Source organism: Candidatus Synechococcus calcipolaris G9 (assembly GCF_029582805.1).
Lineage (GTDB): Bacteria > Cyanobacteriota > Cyanobacteriia > Thermosynechococcales > Thermosynechococcaceae > Synechococcus_F > Synechococcus_F calcipolaris.
On sequence record NZ_JAKKUT010000002.1, the window covers coordinates 643,417 to 659,555 of the forward strand.

General features: G+C 47.0%; 15 protein-coding genes. 10 read left to right on the top strand and 5 right to left on the bottom strand.

Features of this window, described 5'->3' with window-relative positions:
* Positions 1-118 precede the first annotated feature (118 nt).
* Positions 119-4,150 carry an NACHT domain-containing protein gene (locus L3556_RS05805; protein WP_277866360.1) on the top strand — a complete coding sequence of 1,344 codons (4,032 nt, stop codon included), beginning with the start codon at positions 119-121 and terminating at the stop codon, positions 4,148-4,150.
* Positions 4,151-4,301: 151 nt separating this feature from the next.
* Positions 4,302-5,482, top strand: a protein-coding gene (locus L3556_RS05810; protein ID WP_422110773.1) for an IS3 family transposase whose coding sequence is annotated in 2 segments (ribosomal slippage) — positions 4,302-4,569 and positions 4,569-5,482 — 1,182 coding nt in all. Because the reading frame shifts where the segments join, the coding sequence is not laid out codon by codon here.
* A gap of 2 nt (positions 5,483-5,484) precedes the next feature.
* Here the strand turns inward: L3556_RS05810 and L3556_RS05815 are convergent.
* A complete protein-coding gene (locus tag L3556_RS05815) occupies positions 5,485-5,721 on the bottom strand; it encodes a helix-turn-helix domain-containing protein (RefSeq protein ID WP_277866361.1) in 237 nt (78 codons plus the stop codon).
* 92 nt (positions 5,722-5,813) lie between these two features.
* Here L3556_RS05815 and L3556_RS05820 point away from each other — a divergent pair, with 92 nt between their 5' ends.
* Complete coding sequence (locus L3556_RS05820; RefSeq protein ID WP_277866362.1) at positions 5,814-6,581, top strand: hypothetical protein; 768 nt, start codon at positions 5,814-5,816, stop codon at positions 6,579-6,581.
* A gap of 6 nt (positions 6,582-6,587) precedes the next feature.
* On the opposite strand, the gene queF is transcribed toward L3556_RS05820, so the two are convergent.
* Positions 6,588-7,013 (bottom strand): preQ(1) synthase, encoded by a 426-nt coding sequence (gene queF, locus L3556_RS05825; RefSeq protein ID WP_277866363.1) that lies wholly within the window; start codon positions 7,011-7,013, stop codon positions 6,588-6,590.
* A gap of 198 nt (positions 7,014-7,211) precedes the next feature.
* Between queF and L3556_RS05830 the strand changes: the two genes are divergently transcribed.
* The 6 genes from L3556_RS05830 (at position 7,212) to L3556_RS05855 (ending at position 12,737) form a co-directional block, all read left to right on the top strand.
* Positions 7,212-8,573, top strand: coding sequence for a lipid-A-disaccharide synthase-related protein (locus L3556_RS05830; protein ID WP_277866364.1), 1,362 nt, complete (start codon positions 7,212-7,214; stop codon positions 8,571-8,573).
* A gap of 29 nt (positions 8,574-8,602) precedes the next feature.
* The gene (locus L3556_RS05835) at positions 8,603-9,622 is read left to right on the top strand and encodes an ABC transporter ATP-binding protein (protein ID WP_277866365.1); all 1,020 of its coding nucleotides are present in this window, start codon (positions 8,603-8,605) and stop codon (positions 9,620-9,622) included.
* Between the two features lies 1 nt (position 9,623).
* Positions 9,624-10,310 carry a glycosyltransferase family 2 protein gene (locus L3556_RS05840; RefSeq protein WP_277866366.1) on the top strand — a complete coding sequence of 229 codons (687 nt, stop codon included), beginning with the start codon at positions 9,624-9,626 and terminating at the stop codon, positions 10,308-10,310.
* 110 nt (positions 10,311-10,420) lie between these two features.
* Positions 10,421-10,858 (top strand): Rrf2 family transcriptional regulator, encoded by a 438-nt coding sequence (locus L3556_RS05845; protein WP_277866367.1) that lies wholly within the window; start codon positions 10,421-10,423, stop codon positions 10,856-10,858.
* A gap of 23 nt (positions 10,859-10,881) precedes the next feature.
* Positions 10,882-11,844 (top strand): cysteine synthase A, encoded by a 963-nt coding sequence (gene cysK / locus L3556_RS05850; protein ID WP_277866368.1) that lies wholly within the window; start codon positions 10,882-10,884, stop codon positions 11,842-11,844.
* An 83-nt stretch (positions 11,845-11,927) separates the two neighbouring features.
* On the top strand, positions 11,928-12,737 hold the full coding sequence (locus tag L3556_RS05855; RefSeq protein ID WP_277866369.1) for a DNA adenine methylase: 810 nt from the start codon (positions 11,928-11,930) through the stop codon (positions 12,735-12,737).
* A 128-nt stretch (positions 12,738-12,865) separates the two neighbouring features.
* On the opposite strand, the gene L3556_RS05860 is transcribed toward L3556_RS05855, so the two are convergent.
* Positions 12,866-13,867: an adenylate/guanylate cyclase domain-containing protein gene (locus L3556_RS05860; protein WP_277866370.1), complete on the bottom strand. Its 1,002-nt coding sequence runs from the start codon at positions 13,865-13,867 to the stop codon at positions 12,866-12,868.
* A 137-nt stretch (positions 13,868-14,004) separates the two neighbouring features.
* Between L3556_RS05860 and L3556_RS05865 the strand changes: the two genes are divergently transcribed.
* Positions 14,005-14,253 (top strand): DUF3493 domain-containing protein, encoded by a 249-nt coding sequence (locus tag L3556_RS05865; RefSeq protein WP_277866371.1) that lies wholly within the window; start codon positions 14,005-14,007, stop codon positions 14,251-14,253.
* 167 nt (positions 14,254-14,420) lie between these two features.
* Here the strand turns inward: L3556_RS05865 and L3556_RS05870 are convergent, their stop codons facing one another.
* Positions 14,421-15,245, bottom strand: coding sequence for an Rpn family recombination-promoting nuclease/putative transposase (locus tag L3556_RS05870; protein ID WP_277866372.1), 825 nt, complete (start codon positions 15,243-15,245; stop codon positions 14,421-14,423).
* Between the two features lie 21 nt (positions 15,246-15,266).
* The gene (gene lpxC / locus L3556_RS05875; protein ID WP_277866373.1) at positions 15,267-16,139 is read right to left on the bottom strand and encodes a UDP-3-O-acyl-N-acetylglucosamine deacetylase; all 873 of its coding nucleotides are present in this window, start codon (positions 16,137-16,139) and stop codon (positions 15,267-15,269) included.

Consider the following 16,139-nt stretch of genomic DNA (forward strand, 5'->3'; position numbering starts at 1 on the left):
GCTCCGACTGTTAGGAGGGGCAACTTAGTAACTACTGCTTTAGACAAGGTGTAAGGACATCAAACCCTTTGTAAAAGGTTATCCTTGAGAAAGAGTTTTGTCCTCATCGCTGTTAAGTATGTCGAAACAGACCTATAGCTGGAAACGTTTTTGGTGCCCTCGATCAGGTACCATAAATCTAGCTGACGGTGGTTTTCTATATGATCCAGATACAGAATGGGGCAAGGCGTGTAATCCAGACTTAGTCAGTTTAGAGGCGATCGCTGATGTTCCATGCCTGGTTCTATTAGGGGAACCCGGTATCGGCAAGTCTCAGGAGCTAGAGAACCTTAAAGCTTTTACAGACACGAAAATCTGCGATTCCAGTCAAGTTTTAGAACTAAACCTTCGATCCTGTACCAATCTAAAGGAAGATCTGTTCAAAGATGAAACCTTTACTGATTGGCTAAAGGGTAGTTGTCACCTCTATTTGTTCCTAGATAGCCTTGATGAAGGGATTTTGAACATCCCGACTCTCGCAGCAGGCTTAGTTGATGAGCTTAAGAAATCCAAATATCAGAATCATATCGATCGTCTTCATCTCCGTTTAGCATGTCGAACGTTTGTATTTCCAGCAATTTTAGAAGAGGGGCTAAAGCATCTTTGGAAAGAAGCTAACTTTGCAATTTATGAGTTAGCCCCACTTCGCCGTATAGACATTATCGAAGCCGCGAAAGCTGAAGGACTTTCTTCTGATGATTTTCTAAAGGAAATTGATCAGAAAGATGTTGTGCCACTGGCAATCAAACCAATCACTTTAGGTTTTTTGCTGAATACCTATCGTAAACATAATGGTCAGTTTCCGCCTAACCAGAAGCTGTATGAACTTTACCTTGAGGGATGCCAAGAGCTATGTGCTGAACCGAAGGATAAAGAGCGTCATCCGCTAAGGTCAGTAAGTCATCTGGTTCCCGAAAAGCGTCTAATAGTTGCGGCTCGTATTGCTGCAATTACAATTTTTGCGAACCGATTTGCAATATGGTTAGGCAGCAGAGCTGATATACCTGATGAGGACGTATTTCTCAATAATCTCTATGGTGACTATGAAAAGATAAATGGAAGTCCGTTTGAGATTACCAATAAAGTTATTAATGAGGTTTTAGATACTGGTTTATTCTCATCCCGTGGGTTGCATCGAATGGGATGGGCACATCAAACCTATGCTGAATTTCTAGCCGCTTGGTATTTGACCCAGCACGAAACACCTCTAGCACAGATAAGAAATTTAATCTTTTCATCTGAAGATCCAAATCATAAACTGATTCCTCAGCTTCATGAAACAGCGGCATGGCTAGCTAGCATGAGGTTAGATGTGCTTCAAGAGATCATCAAAACAGATCCAGATGTTCTTTTGCAAACTGATGTGCCTACTGATGCAGAGATCAGAGCATCTATTGTAGAGAACTTGTTGAAACAGTATGAAGAAGGAAAACTATTTGATAGAGGTGGAAATAACTATCACAACTACGCGAAGCTCAAGCATTCTGGATTGGTTGAGCAATTACGCCCTTATATCTGTGATTCCAGTAAGAAGGTTGATGCACGAGATCTAGCGATCGATATTGCTGAAGTTTGTGAAATCTCTGAGCTTCAGGATGAGTTAGCAGAACTCGCTCTTGACTCAACACAATCAATCTATTTGAGAGTGAGCGCAGCTAATGCAATTTGTTCAGTTGGTAATGCAACTACGAGATTGAAGCTAAAGCCGCTTGCGACTGAACGATTGCCAGAGGATAAGGACGGTCGGCTTAAGGGATATGCTTTGAAAGCTGTTTGGCCAGATCATTTGACAGTAGAGGAATTATTTCAAACTCTGACTCGACCAAAGAAGAGGAACTTTTTTGGTGGCTATCAATGGTTTATTAACCATGAGTTAGTTCCGCAACTTCGGTCAGAACACTTGGTGGTTGCTCTTGATTGGCTTAAAGGACAAGGTCTACGATGCTTTGGACATCCATTTGAGGAATTTGGAGATGCCCTTCTCTTCAAAGCATGGGAAAACTTCGATTTACCTGGAGTAGCAGAAAGTTTCACTCAAGTAGCTCTAGTCCAGTGGGAAGAGCATCAGAAGATTATTACCTATAATAGACAGCTACAAGAGCAATTTGCTTCTTCGCTTTTGCACGATAGCAAAAAACGACGTACTCTAATCGAGCAAGCTGTTTTGGCTATTTCAGGAACAGGAAAAGATCCATTCTTTCTATTAAGCTCCTTAACAGAAGCTATTTTGGTTTCAGAAGATATTTTCTGGATGCTTGAAAAACTCCAAACTTCTAATGGTGAAGCGGCTCAGAAAATTTGGGCACAACTGATTCAGTGGAGTTTCAACCGCCAGAATGTCAATCAAATAGATGCAATTATTGTAGCCACTGAGACTAATAATATTTTGCAAGAAGTTTTTTCATCTTACTTTGCGCCTATTGAGCTAAATTCATCTCAAGTTAAAAAAATGAGGGTTGATCACCTCAGAGTGGAAGAAATGCAAGCGCATAGACAAAATCCTCCTTTGCTAGATCCACCACCCAGAGAACGAGTCCTCCAAGTTTTAGAAAAGTTAGAATCTGGAGATTTATCTGCTTGGTGGCAGCTTAATATGGAAATGACTCTCAAACCTGATAGCACACACTATGATAATGAGTTTGAATTAGATTTGACTAAGCTTCCTGGATGGCAAGATGCAGAAGAGGCTATTCAAATAAGAATTATTGAAGGCGCGAAGGAGTATGTTCAGAAGCAAGATGATGTAGATTATGACTGGATAGGGACGAACACTTTCAACCGACCCGCGTTAGCAGGTTGCAGAGCTTTACAGCTACTTTCGACAAAAAGCTCAGATTTCTTAGAAAATCTCCCACCTGAAATATGGCAAAGATGGGCACCTATCATCATTGGTACTAGGATTAGCAATCAACATGAAGATTCCTATTTAGAAATAGCTAGGCACGCTTACCTAAATGCTTCTCAAGAATTTATCCAGACTTTGATAGCGCTGATTAACAAAGAGAATCAGGAACATAGCTATCTATCTGTGATTGATCACCTTGATAGGTGCTGGAATGAGCAGTTGAAGTTGGTTTTGTTAGAAAAGGCTAAAGATCCATCACTTAAACCCAAATGCATCGGGCAACTACTTGAAGAACTTCTAAAGCAAGGATTAAATGAAGCTAAAGACTTTGCCAGATCTCTGATTTCTTTGCCCCTGTCATTAGATGAGAATGAGCGCGAAAAAGCTCTAATGGCTTCTAGAGTACTAGTTGAAAATTCAGATCCATCCAGTTGGTCATTCATCTGGACACTCATTCAGCAAGATTCATCATTTGGGCGGGAAATTCTTGAATTAGTTGCCTATCGTTACTCACACGGAATTCAGCTAAATTTAGCTGAGCTACAATTGGCTGACCTCTATATTTGGCTAGTGCATGAATATCCTTACAATGAAGATCCTGAGCATAGTGAGATGATAGCTTACGCCGTCACAGCTAGAGATGGTATTGCAAGACTAAGAGATAGTGTTTTATCACAATTGAAAGAACGAGGGACTCAAGAAGCCTGTACTGAAATTCAACGTCTTATCCAAGAACTACCGGATATTACTTGGCTTAGCAAAGTCCTGATCGATGCTCAGGCAAATATGCGTCGCAATACTTGGAAGCCATCCACGCCAGAGCAGATTTTGCAACTTGTAGGTAGTCATCAGATAACCAATCAAAATACACATATTCAGACAGGAGTTCTAATTATGCCGGGATCGAATAATCCAAATCTTAACTTTGGTGGTTCTGTAGGAGCAGTTAATTTCAATAGCACCGTCCATGGAGATCAAATCGGTACAGTACATAACTATACTTCAGACCAAAATTTGGTAGAAGCCTTTGATGAGATTCAGCAGATTTTCAACCTGCTTACTCAAACTTATCCAACTTCAACCGCATCCGAGCAACAGATTGTTGTGGCAGAGGCAGTAAAGGAGGTACAGCAAAACCCAACTTTGATGATGCGTGTGAAAGTTGGCGGACAGGCATTCCTCTTTGAAGCACTGCAAAAGGCTTCAGATCAGTGGTGGATTAGCCCATTTTTGAAAGCGATCGAAGCCGGAATTAAAGGTGAGTAATGGATCATATCTGAATAATCAATGGAGAAAAAAGCATGCAAATCACGATCGATCTACCGCCAGATATTGAACAAGACTTGACTCGGCAAGCTGACCCTGACTGAAAAAAGTGGACAAACTCCAAGAGTCGCCAATGAAGGAGAATGTCCAAATGAGCCAAAAACCAAGACGAACATTTACTGCCGAACAAAAAGCTCAAGCTGTGGCAATTGTGCAACAGTCAGGGAAGCCGATCAGCCACGTCGCCCAGGAAATGGGTTTGACAGAAAGTGCCCTACGCCAATGGGTCAAACAAGCAATCATTGACCAGGGTGGTGGCAACCAAGGGGCATTGACCACGCAGGAACGGGCGGAACTGACGGCATTACGCAAAGACTTGAAGCGGGTCGAGATGGAGCGTGATTTCCTAAAAAAAGCCGCAGCCTTCTTTGCACGGGAAAGTTCAGACCCTATGAGCTAATCGATGCCCAGAAGGCACATTTTCCCATCAGCCTGATGTGCCAGGTCTTAAAGCAATCGAGAAGTGGCTATTATGCCTGGTGCAACCGACCATTATCGCCCCGAGGTAAGGAGAATGAGACATTGAGCCAAATGATTCAACAGATTCAGCAAGAGAGCCGTCAAACCTATGGCTCACCGAGGATACAAGCAGCCTTAGCTGCTCAAGGCTTCCCGATCAGCCGTCAACGGGTGATCCGATTAATGGCAAACTTGGGGATCAATGCCCATCTGCGACGGAAATTTAAGGGAACAACGGATTCAAATCATCGGCTACCGATAGCAGAGAATACCTTAGATCGTTGCTTTAAGACAGATGCCTCAGACCAAGTGTGGGTGGCCGATATCACCTATATCTGGACAGCCGAAGGATGGGTCTATCTAGCGGTCATTCTCGACCTATTCTCTCGTAGGGTGGTGGGATGGTCTATTGCCGAGCATTTGCGCACCGAACTGGTTTTGACCGCGTTGTCTGCCGCCTTGGGACACCGGAAACCGTCAAGCGCTGGTTTATTATTTCACTCAGACCGGGGGTCACAATATGCCAGTCACGACTATCAACAGGCACTAAGGCAAGCTAATATAGCCTGTAGTATGAGCCGTCGGGGCAACTGCTGGGATAATGCGGTCGCTGAACGCTTTTTCGGCACGATAAAAACCGAGCTGATTCACCCCACGGTGTTTCCAAACCGGGCGATTGCCAGGACGACCATTGTTGAATGGATTGAAGTCTTCTACAACCGTAAACGCCTTCATTCCACTCTCGGTTTTCTATCCCCTGCTCAATTTGAGGATCAGTATTACCGCTCCCTAATTTCACCCATTTCCGCTTAATTTCACTGTCCACTTTTTCCAGACATGGTCACTTGGGTTCCCCAGTAGTTCAATTTGAGACCCTCTATCCCTTGTTCCTGGTAGCGTTGACAGCACGCACTCACAAACCCGATGGATACCTGGAGGACATCACGGATTTCCCGATAGGTATCGTTTTGTTGACTCATGTGTACAGCAAGAGCACGTTTGAGTTCTCGGGGGTTGGGATTGCTTTGGATGAACTGTTCGAGGGTTTCCATGGGGGTGGTCTAAATTTTTCTCTAAGGACTCCTCTCAGTTTAACTCTTGTTCATAATTTATTTCAGATCGCTATAGCAATGAGATCGTCAGGATGGAGCGTTTAGAACACAGTCATAATCGTCTAGTTTTGCGCGATCGCCCGTGGCTATTTTGGATCATGGGAGTCGTGTTCATCGGCATGATTACCTTCCCCCTCTTTACAATTGGCAAACATGAGGTTCTTTGCCGTCGATTTACACCCACGGATGGACAATGCCGACTAACAAGTAGGTATATCTTGGCGGGAACCCGGATTCAGCGTGTTCCGATTCAAGCAATTCAGGAAGCGCGAGTGGATTCTAAACGAAGTCGCAACAGCCGCAGCTACCAAGTACAATTGATTACCCGTGAAGGGATCGTTAGATTTGGAACCTATAACTCCGGGGCCCAATGGCATAACAGTTTAGCTAGTCGCATCAATCAATTTGTGACTAATCCGCAAATTGTAGAACTACAAGAGGAGCGGGACGATCGCTGGTTTGCCCTTGGCATTAGTAGCATATTTATCTGTTCTGCGCTTGTGATGGTACTTGGCTTTGGCAAAACTTTGATTCTTGATTTTGATAAGACCCAAGGCACTCTCACCATGACCTATAAGGGGGTTTTTGGTCAAACCGTCCGGGAATATAATCTTCAGTATATTCATGCTGTTGATGTGGAATCAGCGCGATCCTCCAAGGGGGGAATGGTTTATGGCATAACCCTCGTCATGAATTCTGGCGATCGGGTGCCAATACGAAGCTATAAAACCAGCAACCGCAAGCCCAAAGAGGAAACCGCCGCCGACATTCGCACATTTTTAGGTCTGAAACCCTTTTAAGAATGATTAAAGGTTTGCTCCCTGAACATGGTGAACCTCAATCACCGTATGCACATTTCCCCGGGGCGCAAAGTCACCTTTGATGGTCATCCCTAGGGGATCACAGGCAGCCACTAGGTCATCCAAAATTTGATTGACTGATTCTTCGTGGGAAATGTAGCGATCGCGATAGCTATTGATATAAAGCTTGATGGCTTTGAGTTCAACGACGGTTTGATCCGGGTAATAGGTGATATGAATCGTTGCAAAATCCGGGTAGCCAGAAAACGGACATTTGCAGGTAAATTCAGGCAGAGTAATGTCAATGGTATAACGGCGGCCTGGGCGCGGATTGGGAAAGGTTATGAGCTTACCCTCGGCAATGTCCCGTTCACCGTACTTGATATCTGGGGAAGCCATTTCCGATGAGGACTCTAGGGATGGGTTGGGCATAGGATTACAATTACGTCGAAATTAATTTTACGTCGAAATTAATTCACAGTTAATTCACAATTAAAAATGATAGGGGTAGAGAAACAACAGCAATAAGGGGTGTCAATAAAGGGTATAGTAACCTGTGTCATCAAAATCATTCTAAATCATCGGATTGGGAATAACGATGCTGACGTTGCCATAGCCCTATACCTGTTTATGATACCCCCATCCCCCCGCCTCCTTTGTTTGAGTAATGGCCACGGCGAAGATGAGATCGCAACGGCTATTTTAGTCGCCATTCAAGCATTGGATCCCCAACTGCCCTTAGCCGCATTGCCCATTGTCGGTGAAGGAAAGCGTTACCAGCGGCATCAAATTAGAATCATTGGGCGGGTTCAGGCGATGCCTTCGGGGGGATTCATCTATATGGATCGGCGACAGCTATGGCGGGATATTCAAGGGGGCCTGGTTCGTTTAACTCTGGATCAATTGAAAACAATTTGGCGATGGGCAAAACAGGTGGGGCGATCGCCCCAGCCCGCCTTAGTGTTAGCGGTGGGAGACATTGTGCCCCTGTTATTTGCCTGGTTGAGTGGCATCAATTATGTCTTTATTGGCACGGCCAAATCGGAATATTACCTACGCACGGAGGAGGGATGGCTGGATCATACCCCCTGGTCTGAGCGATGGTTGGGGGGAGCCTATGCCCCTTGGGAACGATGGTTAATGGCTCGCCCTCGGTGCTTGGGGGTCTTTCCCCGGGATTTCCTAACCACGGAAACCCTAATGTCACGGCGGATTAGGGCCTTTGATCTGGGTAATCCGATGATGGATGATTTGCCGCCACCTAGGATCACTCGTCCAGACCTGCCCTACACCTATGTTGTTACCCTATTGCCAGGCTCCCGGCCCCCAGAGGCCTACGAGAATTGGCAGCGGATGATCGAGGCAGCAACAAATTATAGTCAACAGCCCGATCCTAGCCATCCCCCAGCGTCATCGTTACTGTTGGCGGCGATCGCCCCAGGGTTAGAGAACGCAACATTGATTCAGGAAATGGAAACCCAGGGCTGGCAATCGATTTCCTGGCCACCAGAGTTGGCAATGATGGGCTTTGCGGAAACGGAACAGCGGCTATGGCAGCGGGGGCTGTGCTTTCTGGCCCTTACCCAAAGGGCTTTTGCGGCCTGTGTCCATTTAGCAGACGGGGCGATCGCCATGGCCGGAACCGCCACGGAGCAATGTGTGGGGCTGGGGAAACCGGTCGTCACCTTTGCCGGAAATGGCCCCCAATTCACCCTAAACTTTGCCCTGAATCAAGCACGGTTACTGGGGTGTTCCATTGAGCGGGTGGAGTCCCCCGAACTTGCCTTTCCACGGTTACGGGCCCTATTGCAGAATCCGACGCAGTTAGAGCAGATCCGCCGCAATGGTCAAAAACGCTTAGGGGCACCGGGGGCCGCAAAACGTATTGGCCAGAAGATACTAGAGTTGGGATTTGGGATTCAGTCTGACCATGAATCAAAAGATCCCTCTGCCAATGGCAGTAAACTTGAAAGAGACCGATCGGGTAAATAAACCCCTCAACAGGATAGATGGACGCACACATGAACGCAGTTAGGGTTGAACATCTACGCAAGACCTACGGCAAGGTGGAAGCAATTCGAGATGTTTCCTTTGAAATTGAGGCGGGAAAAATCTTTGGTCTCCTTGGCCCCAATGGCTCCGGTAAAACAACCACCCTCCGCTGTCTCTGTACCCTTTCTATTCCCGATGGCGGTGAACTCGAAGTCTGTGGTATCCCGGTGGTGCAGTCGCCGCGACTGGTGCGGCAAAAGCTGGGCTATGTGGCCCAGGATGTGGCTCTGGATAAGATTTTAACGGGCCAAGAGTTTCTGGAATTACAGGCCGCCCTCTACCACCTCCCCCGGCCCCTGATTCGGGAGCGGATTGACTCGATCTTGAAACTACTGGACTTAGAGGAATGGCGCGATCGCCCCTGTGGAACCTACTCCGGTGGGATTCGCAAGCGGTTTGATCTGGCGGCGGGATTACTACACCAACCCCAGGTGTTAGTCCTGGATGAACCCACGGTGGGCCTAGATATTGAAAGCCGTCAGGTGATTTGGCGCATCTTGCAGGAACTCAGAGATCAGGGACTCACCATTTTATTAACCAGTCATTATCTAGAAGAGGTGGATGCCCTCAGCGATCGGGTGGCGATTATTGACCATGGCAAGGTGATTGCCTCCGGGGAACCCGAGGTTTTGAAATCCCAGTTAGGGGGCGATCGCATTACCCTACGCATTCGCGAGTTTACCCCCCTCGAAGAAGCAGAACGGGCCCGCGATCTCCTCATGGGTCTCGACGTTGTTCAAGATGTCATTATCAATGGGGCCCAGGGAAACACCCTCAACTTAGTGGTCACACCCCAGGCCGATGTCCTCAGTCGAGTTCAGGAAACCCTCCATCAGATGGGTTTACCCGCCTTTGGTATTGCCCAATCCCGTCCCAGTCTAGATGATGTGTACCTAGCCGCCACCGGGAAAACCCTCCTCGATGCGGATCTGGCTGCCGCCAACCAACGGGATGCAAAAAAACTGCGTCAGGAAGCAATGAAACGTTAAAATGCTGTCGGTTGTCATCCCTTGCTATAACGAAGTTGAAACCATTGAAGCGGTGATTCAGGCCGTTAAAGCAACGCCTATCCCATCCCTAGAAATTATTATTGTGGATGACTATTCAACGGATGGAACCCGTCAGCTTTTGCAGGATCACCTTGCCAAAACCGTAGATCAAGTCATCTACCACGAAAAAAACCAAGGAAAGGGGGCGGCCCTCCGCACCGGATTTGCTGTTGCCCGGGGAGATATTGTCATTGTCCAGGATGCGGATTTGGAGTATGACCCCCAGGAATACCCCACGATGATTGAGCCAATCCTAAATAATAAAGCCGATGTGGTCTTTGGATCCCGGTTTCAGGGGGGACGGCCCCATCGAGTGGTTTACTACTGGCATCGGGTGGGCAATGGTTTTTTGACAACCCTTTCTAATATTTTTACGAATATCAACTTAACGGATATGGAAACCTGTTACAAAGCCTTCCGCCGCGAGATCATTCAGGGAATTAACATCTGTGAAAATCGCTTTGGTTTTGAACCAGAAATCACTGCCAAGGTCGCTAAACTGAATTGCCGTATCTATGAGGTTGGCATTTCTTACTATGGGCGTACCTATAAAGAGGGTAAAAAAATTGGCTGGCGGGATGGCTTTCGGGCCATCTATTGCATTCTCCGCTATAACCTCTTTGCCTAAGGTCCGGTATCTCCAGGGTGGTAATTGTGGTGGATGATGGGTTAATCTCCTAAATTCCGGTCAAGGAGTGGGGTATACTCAATAGGTAGTTCTCAGCAGGCGCAGGAATTGTGGAACTATCCTCTAAAAGCGAGTATGCTCTTTTGGCCCTCCTGGAAATGTCTGAGGCCTATCGCAAAGAAGAGCCGATGCAAATCCGTCAAATTGCTGCTATGCACAATATTCCCGATCGCTACCTAGAGCAATTATTGGCAACTCTGCGGCGGCAAGGGTTAATTCGCAGTCAGCGGGGGGCAAGGGGGGGCTATCTTTTGGCCAAAGCTCCTTGGCATGTCACCCTCTTGGATGTCCTAGATTGTATTGAGGGGGTGGATACGACCCCTACCCATCCTGCAACCCACAGTGAAGACCTAGAGCGCAGTGTAATTCGAGCGGCCTGGCAAGAAGCCTGTCAAGCAGCTAATACGGTCTTAGAAAACTATACGCTTCAGGATCTGTGCGATCGCCGCCGCAGCAAAAAACAACTCGATATTATGTATTACATTTAAACCTTAGAGGAGAAAGAACTTCCATGAATATTGCAGCGGATATTACGGTGCTGATTGGTCGGACTCCCTTAGTGCAATTGAACCGAATTCCGGCCACAGAAGGTTGTCTGGCCCGAATTGTGGTGAAACTTGAGAGCATGAATCCCGCCGCATCCGTCAAGGATCGCATTGGCATCAGCATGATTAATGAGGCGGAAAAAGAGGGTGTCATTACCCCTGGGAAAACGGTCTTAGTGGAGCCAACCTCTGGAAATACGGGCATTGCCCTAGCCATGGTTGCAGCGGCAAAGGGATACCGGTTGATTTTGACGATGCCGGAAACCATGAGTTCGGAGCGACGGGCTATGTTGCGGGCCTACGGGGCCGAGTTGGAATTAACCCCTGGCATTGGTGGTATGAGTGGCTGTATTCAGCGGGCCCAGGAAATTGTCAAGTCCTTACCCGATGCCTTTATGCTGCAACAGTTTAGTAACCCGGCCAATCCTAAGATTCACCGCAATACGACCGCAGAAGAAATCTGGCAAGATACCGATGGGGAAGTGGACATTTTAGTCTCTGGAGTAGGCACAGGGGGTACAATTACGGGGGTGGCAGAGGTGATTAAGCAACGGAAGCCATCCTTTCAGGCGATCGCCGTTGAGCCAGTGAATAGTCCCGTCCTATCCGGCGGCAGTCCTGGCCCCCACAAAATTCAAGGCATTGGGGCCGGGTTTGTCCCCCCAGTTTTAAGATTAGATCTGGTGGATGAAGTGATTGCGGTGAGTGATGATCAGGCGATCGCCTACGGTCGTCGCTTAGCCCGAGAAGAGGGCCTCCTTTCGGGAATTTCCAGTGGAGCCGCCCTCTATGCCGCTATTCAGGTGGGACAACGCCCCGAAAATGAAGGGAAACTGATTGTGATGGTACAACCAAGTTTTGGGGAACGGTATCTCACCACACCCCTGTTCCAGGATGCGGAACCCCTCACACCCTACCTACAAAAATAGTGCAAATGAAAAATAAATCAACTAAATCAACAATGACTTAAACGATGCTATTCCTGCGGCGATCGGCAAGAATCTAGATAGCGATGCATCCCATCAAAAGCCCTCTTCGTTATCCCGGCGGCAAATCAAAAGCTCTCGGAAAAATTCTGCCCCAGTTTCCAGCGGTGATTCAAGAATATCGGGAACCCTTTCTTGGTGGCGGCTCTGTTTTTTTAGCGGCGCGGCAACTCCCAGGCTATCAAATCAAACATTACTGGATCAATGATCTGAATCTTGATCTCCATTGCTTTTGGTTAGTTGCCCAAAGAGAGATTAATTCCCTGGTCGAAACAGTAACAAACATCTGGCAAACCCGCAGGGATGGTAGAGAGTTATTTCGTTCTTTAACGACTGAAAACCTAGACTTAACGGAATTTGATCGGGCCGTTCGCTTTTTCATCCTCAATCGGATCACCTTCTCTGGAACCGTTGATTCCGGCGGCTATTCCCAGCAGGCCTTTGAGCGGCGATTTACCCTATCCTCTATCCACCGCCTCCATAAATTAGCCGATCAACTCTCAGCAACCTGCATAACAAATCAAGATTATGAGACCCTTTTATTTGAGCCTGGGGAGCAGGTCTTTATCTTTTTAGATCCGCCTTACCTGAGTGCCACCAAATCTAAACTCTATGGCCGCAAAGGGGATCTACATACGAGCTTTGATCATGAAAAATTTGCTAAAAATATGTATCAATGCCCCCACAAATGGCTGATCACCTACGATGATTCCCCAGAAATAAGAGATCTCTTTCACTTCGCCACCATCAGCGAATGGACCCTTCAGTACGGCATGAACAACTATAAACAGGACGGCGCAGCAGCAGGTCGAGAGCTATTCATTAAAAACTATTAATCAAGCGCACCTCGATTAATTCAAAATTTGGGGCGATCGCAAACGAGATTTCAATGGTTTCAGCCTCTATTTTTAGCAGATCGAGCAATTTTTCGAGGTACTCTTAATACAACTCAATAAAAATGACTCTAGCGACGCTTTTTACCAGAAAAACGATCCATAAACGTTGATACCCGTCCCAATAATGACTTGGATTCCGCTGCGGTAACTTGTTCGATCACTGGCGGATCTCCCGTCATGCCCACCGGTTCAAAGACCTTAATGTCCTGGTCCCCCACGGTAATATTGCCCTTGCGCCCTAAAATCACCTGGGACTGTACCTGGGCATAGACCGACTCAGACATTAAAATACTGGTTTTAGCCCGTACATTACTCGCTTCAATCTGCTGGGATAAACTGACCGCAGAGCCGACGGGAATAATTAAATCCAGCCGCTGGGGATCCGCCGCCACCAGTACCACCTCAGCAAAATGTAAACCAATAGTTAAATTCAAGGGTTGATAGGATAATTGTCCCAGAAAATGATTAAGTTCTTCTTGGGATTTCAGCATTTCCAGGCCTGCCCACACCGCCTGCGCCGCTGAATTACTTTCGTGATTGATTCCAAACGTGGCAATAGCCAGATGATCCATATAGTTATTGATCACCCCACCATACTGATGAACAATTTTGTGTAAACACTGAAAATAGCGGCTCATAGTGTAGAACGTATCATAGGGAAAATTAATTTCATCAAAATTAGTCGCCCCTCGGATCTTTGCCACTAATAGGGTAACGGCCTTTTTATTCCCTGTTGTGCCGCTGGAAAACTGATGATCCACAATATCAATATCTTGATCATCATTCACTAATCGCCGTACCTTGACATCCCCTTGCAGCACCTTGGTTTGGCAAGCGAGGCGCACATGAAAGGGAAAATCTAGCTTTTTAGCTAGGGCAATTTCACTTTGGGTGGCATCGGTACAGTTTTCAATTCCTTCGAGCAGCATGACCCGGCACGTTGAACAGTAGGCCTGGCCACCACACACATTGGTAATGGGAATATCCCCATTGAGTAAGCCATCGAGAATGGTCTGCCCTGATTCAAGATCAACAGATTTATTGTCAGGATAACAAACAACCTGAGGCATAAAAACATCCCCTTTTTAGCAATTAGGCCTATCGTACCTACAATTTAATGACTTAGATTAAAATAGGATTAGTTTAAGATTAAATTTTATCTTTGTATTTCTGAACTTTTTTAGAATCCTTCACGAGTAAACTTACATTGTCTCCCCCCGATCCCTCCTATCTAAGTCGTTTACGTAGGGAAGCTCAGGCTCCTTTCCGTGGACTACGCCAGGTGTTTTATCTTGTTTTTGCGGCATCGGGCCTTATGGGAGGTTTTATTCTTTTCCTCAAGGCGATCGCTGGCCACGGAGGAGAGGATATTGGCTGGAGTCTAGCCCTACAGATCGGTGTCGTGGTAGTCATGCTCAGTCTATGGCGATGGGAACAGCAACGTTCCCCAAAATAGAGATGGACATGTGCCGCAATGGCTATGGGAAAAGCTGGGGGTTGAAGCAACCTATCATGCAGTTATCAAATGACCTGTTATCGTCTCAAGGCAAAATTGAGAGTTGCTCGTCCTCAGCTCCAGAACTCATGATGACCCTATCTGCCCTGAATGCTAGTAAATGGGGGTTAGAGTGCCCTCAGCCAAGTCTCTAGATCGTGGAGGTTTTGAAAATCTAACAGATCTTCTCCCAAGGATTCCAATTGCTCCAGGGATAGAGCATTGATTTGGGTTACAAATGCATCAGGGGTGGGCCCCACTCGGCGAGTGAGTAATCGCAGGATGAGCGTACAGGCTTCCTCCCGTTGCCCCTCCTGCCGTCCTTCTTGTCGTCCTTCTTGGAGAATGTCTTGATAAATGACCGATTCGCGCATCATTCCCTCCCGAAAAATACTTTTAATAAGCTCCTTACTGTACTGTAACCCAGCCAATAGTTGAACGACGTTACTCAAGTCCTGCCGCGATTGGACTGATTCAATTTCACCAATTTTATCGGCGACGGACTGCAATAGGGCTGCTTCATTTTCTGTTTTACCCAAGACCGCAAAAGGAAGCAGGGGCGGAATCCTAAAAAATTGATTGGGGTCTTCTTCCCAGAGTTTAATCACTCGATAGCGATGAATAGTGCTTGGCAACTCAAAGACATTGGGCACATGAACCTTTGTTCGCCGTAGCAAAATCAAGACTTGGACAATCTTGCAGTGATGGGTGCGATAGAGTCTCAGCCAATAGTCCAGCATTCGTAAGGGCAATGTCGGCTCTGGCTCGACTTGAAATTCTAAATGGAGAATACAGTTCTGGGTCTGCACCAATGTTACGGAATCGGCGCGGATGGGTTCGAGGTTCAGTTCTGTTTTCAGGATTGATACATTTTCTGAGGAATCCTTGAGGAGCCACTGGGTAAAGGCGGTGGGATATTTTTCCGCTAGGTATTTACAGAGGTTGTCGCGCATTTTCCCAAAAGAAACATTTTTCTATCCAAGATGATGCTCAATGGCGATCGCCAGTTGGGTATGTAAATGATGGCTCGCCTTAAACGCAACATAGTGGGCAACAGGAGGTACGCCAAGGAGGGATAGATCTCCCCAAAAATCGAGAATTTTATGACGTACCGGCTCATCGGCAAAACGTAGGGGGGGATTCAACCAGCCCTCATGACTACAAACCAGGGCATTTTCAAGACTTCCCCCTTGAATTAAGCCAGCCGAACGTAGTTGCTCAACTTGTTCAGCAAAACCAAAGGTACGGGCCGGGGCAATCTCGTGACTTAAATCACTTAACTCTACGGTTCGCCACTGTTGACCAATCACCGCATAGTCAAATTCAATGCCGTAACTCAGGCGCGTCCGAGGGGACGGGAATGCGGCAACAAAGGCCTCTCCAGCATGGATGGTGATCGCCTCGCTTAGGATGCGTTGGTTGCGAGGAGAATCCTGGAGAATGACTCCAGACTCAAGGATCGGCCCTAACCAGGCCTGGGCAGATCCATCTAGCAACGGGACTTCTGGACCCGTGATTTGAATGATTACATTATCAACGCCAGCGATCGCTAGGGCCGCTAATAAATGCTCCACTGTTCGTATAGATACATCAGACGCAATCAGTTCCGTTGATAGTTGACTGGAGCGAACCTGTTGCACCTGGGCTTTAATGCCTGGGCGATCGGGTAAATCCACCCGGACAAAGACGCGGCCATAATCCACTGGCGCAGGCTCTAGGCAGACCTTTACATCTAGTCCAGAATGGAGACCAATTCCTGACCAGCTTAATGAGCGGACGAGGGTGTGTTGGCGATCGCTAAGAATGGGCGATCGCTGGGACAACACCTGCACATCCTGAACCCCCAT

Bases quoted from the DNA above. Each gene is read 5' to 3' on its own strand.
- lpxC (WP_277866373.1), bottom strand. From the start codon at position 16,139: ATGGGGGTTCAGGATGTGCAGGTGTTGTCCCAGCGATCGCCCATTCTT.
- L3556_RS05805 (WP_277866360.1), top strand. From the start codon at position 119: ATGTCGAAACAGACCTATAGCTGGAAACGTTTTTGGTGCCCTCGATCA.
- L3556_RS05835 (WP_277866365.1), top strand. From the start codon at position 8,603: ATGAACGCAGTTAGGGTTGAACATCTACGCAAGACCTACGGCAAGGTG.
- cysK (WP_277866368.1), top strand. From the start codon at position 10,882: ATGAATATTGCAGCGGATATTACGGTGCTGATTGGTCGGACTCCCTTA.
- L3556_RS05820 (WP_277866362.1), top strand. From the start codon at position 5,814: ATGGAGCGTTTAGAACACAGTCATAATCGTCTAGTTTTGCGCGATCGC.
- L3556_RS05840 (WP_277866366.1), top strand. From the start codon at position 9,624: ATGCTGTCGGTTGTCATCCCTTGCTATAACGAAGTTGAAACCATTGAA.
- L3556_RS05860 (WP_277866370.1), bottom strand. From the start codon at position 13,867: ATGCCTCAGGTTGTTTGTTATCCTGACAATAAATCTGTTGATCTTGAA.
- queF (WP_277866363.1), bottom strand. From the start codon at position 7,013: ATGCCCAACCCATCCCTAGAGTCCTCATCGGAAATGGCTTCCCCAGAT.
- L3556_RS05870 (WP_277866372.1), bottom strand. From the start codon at position 15,245: ATGCGCGACAACCTCTGTAAATACCTAGCGGAAAAATATCCCACCGCC.
- L3556_RS05830 (WP_277866364.1), top strand. From the start codon at position 7,212: ATGATACCCCCATCCCCCCGCCTCCTTTGTTTGAGTAATGGCCACGGC.
- L3556_RS05855 (WP_277866369.1), top strand. From the start codon at position 11,928: ATGCATCCCATCAAAAGCCCTCTTCGTTATCCCGGCGGCAAATCAAAA.
- L3556_RS05815 (WP_277866361.1), bottom strand. From the start codon at position 5,721: ATGGAAACCCTCGAACAGTTCATCCAAAGCAATCCCAACCCCCGAGAA.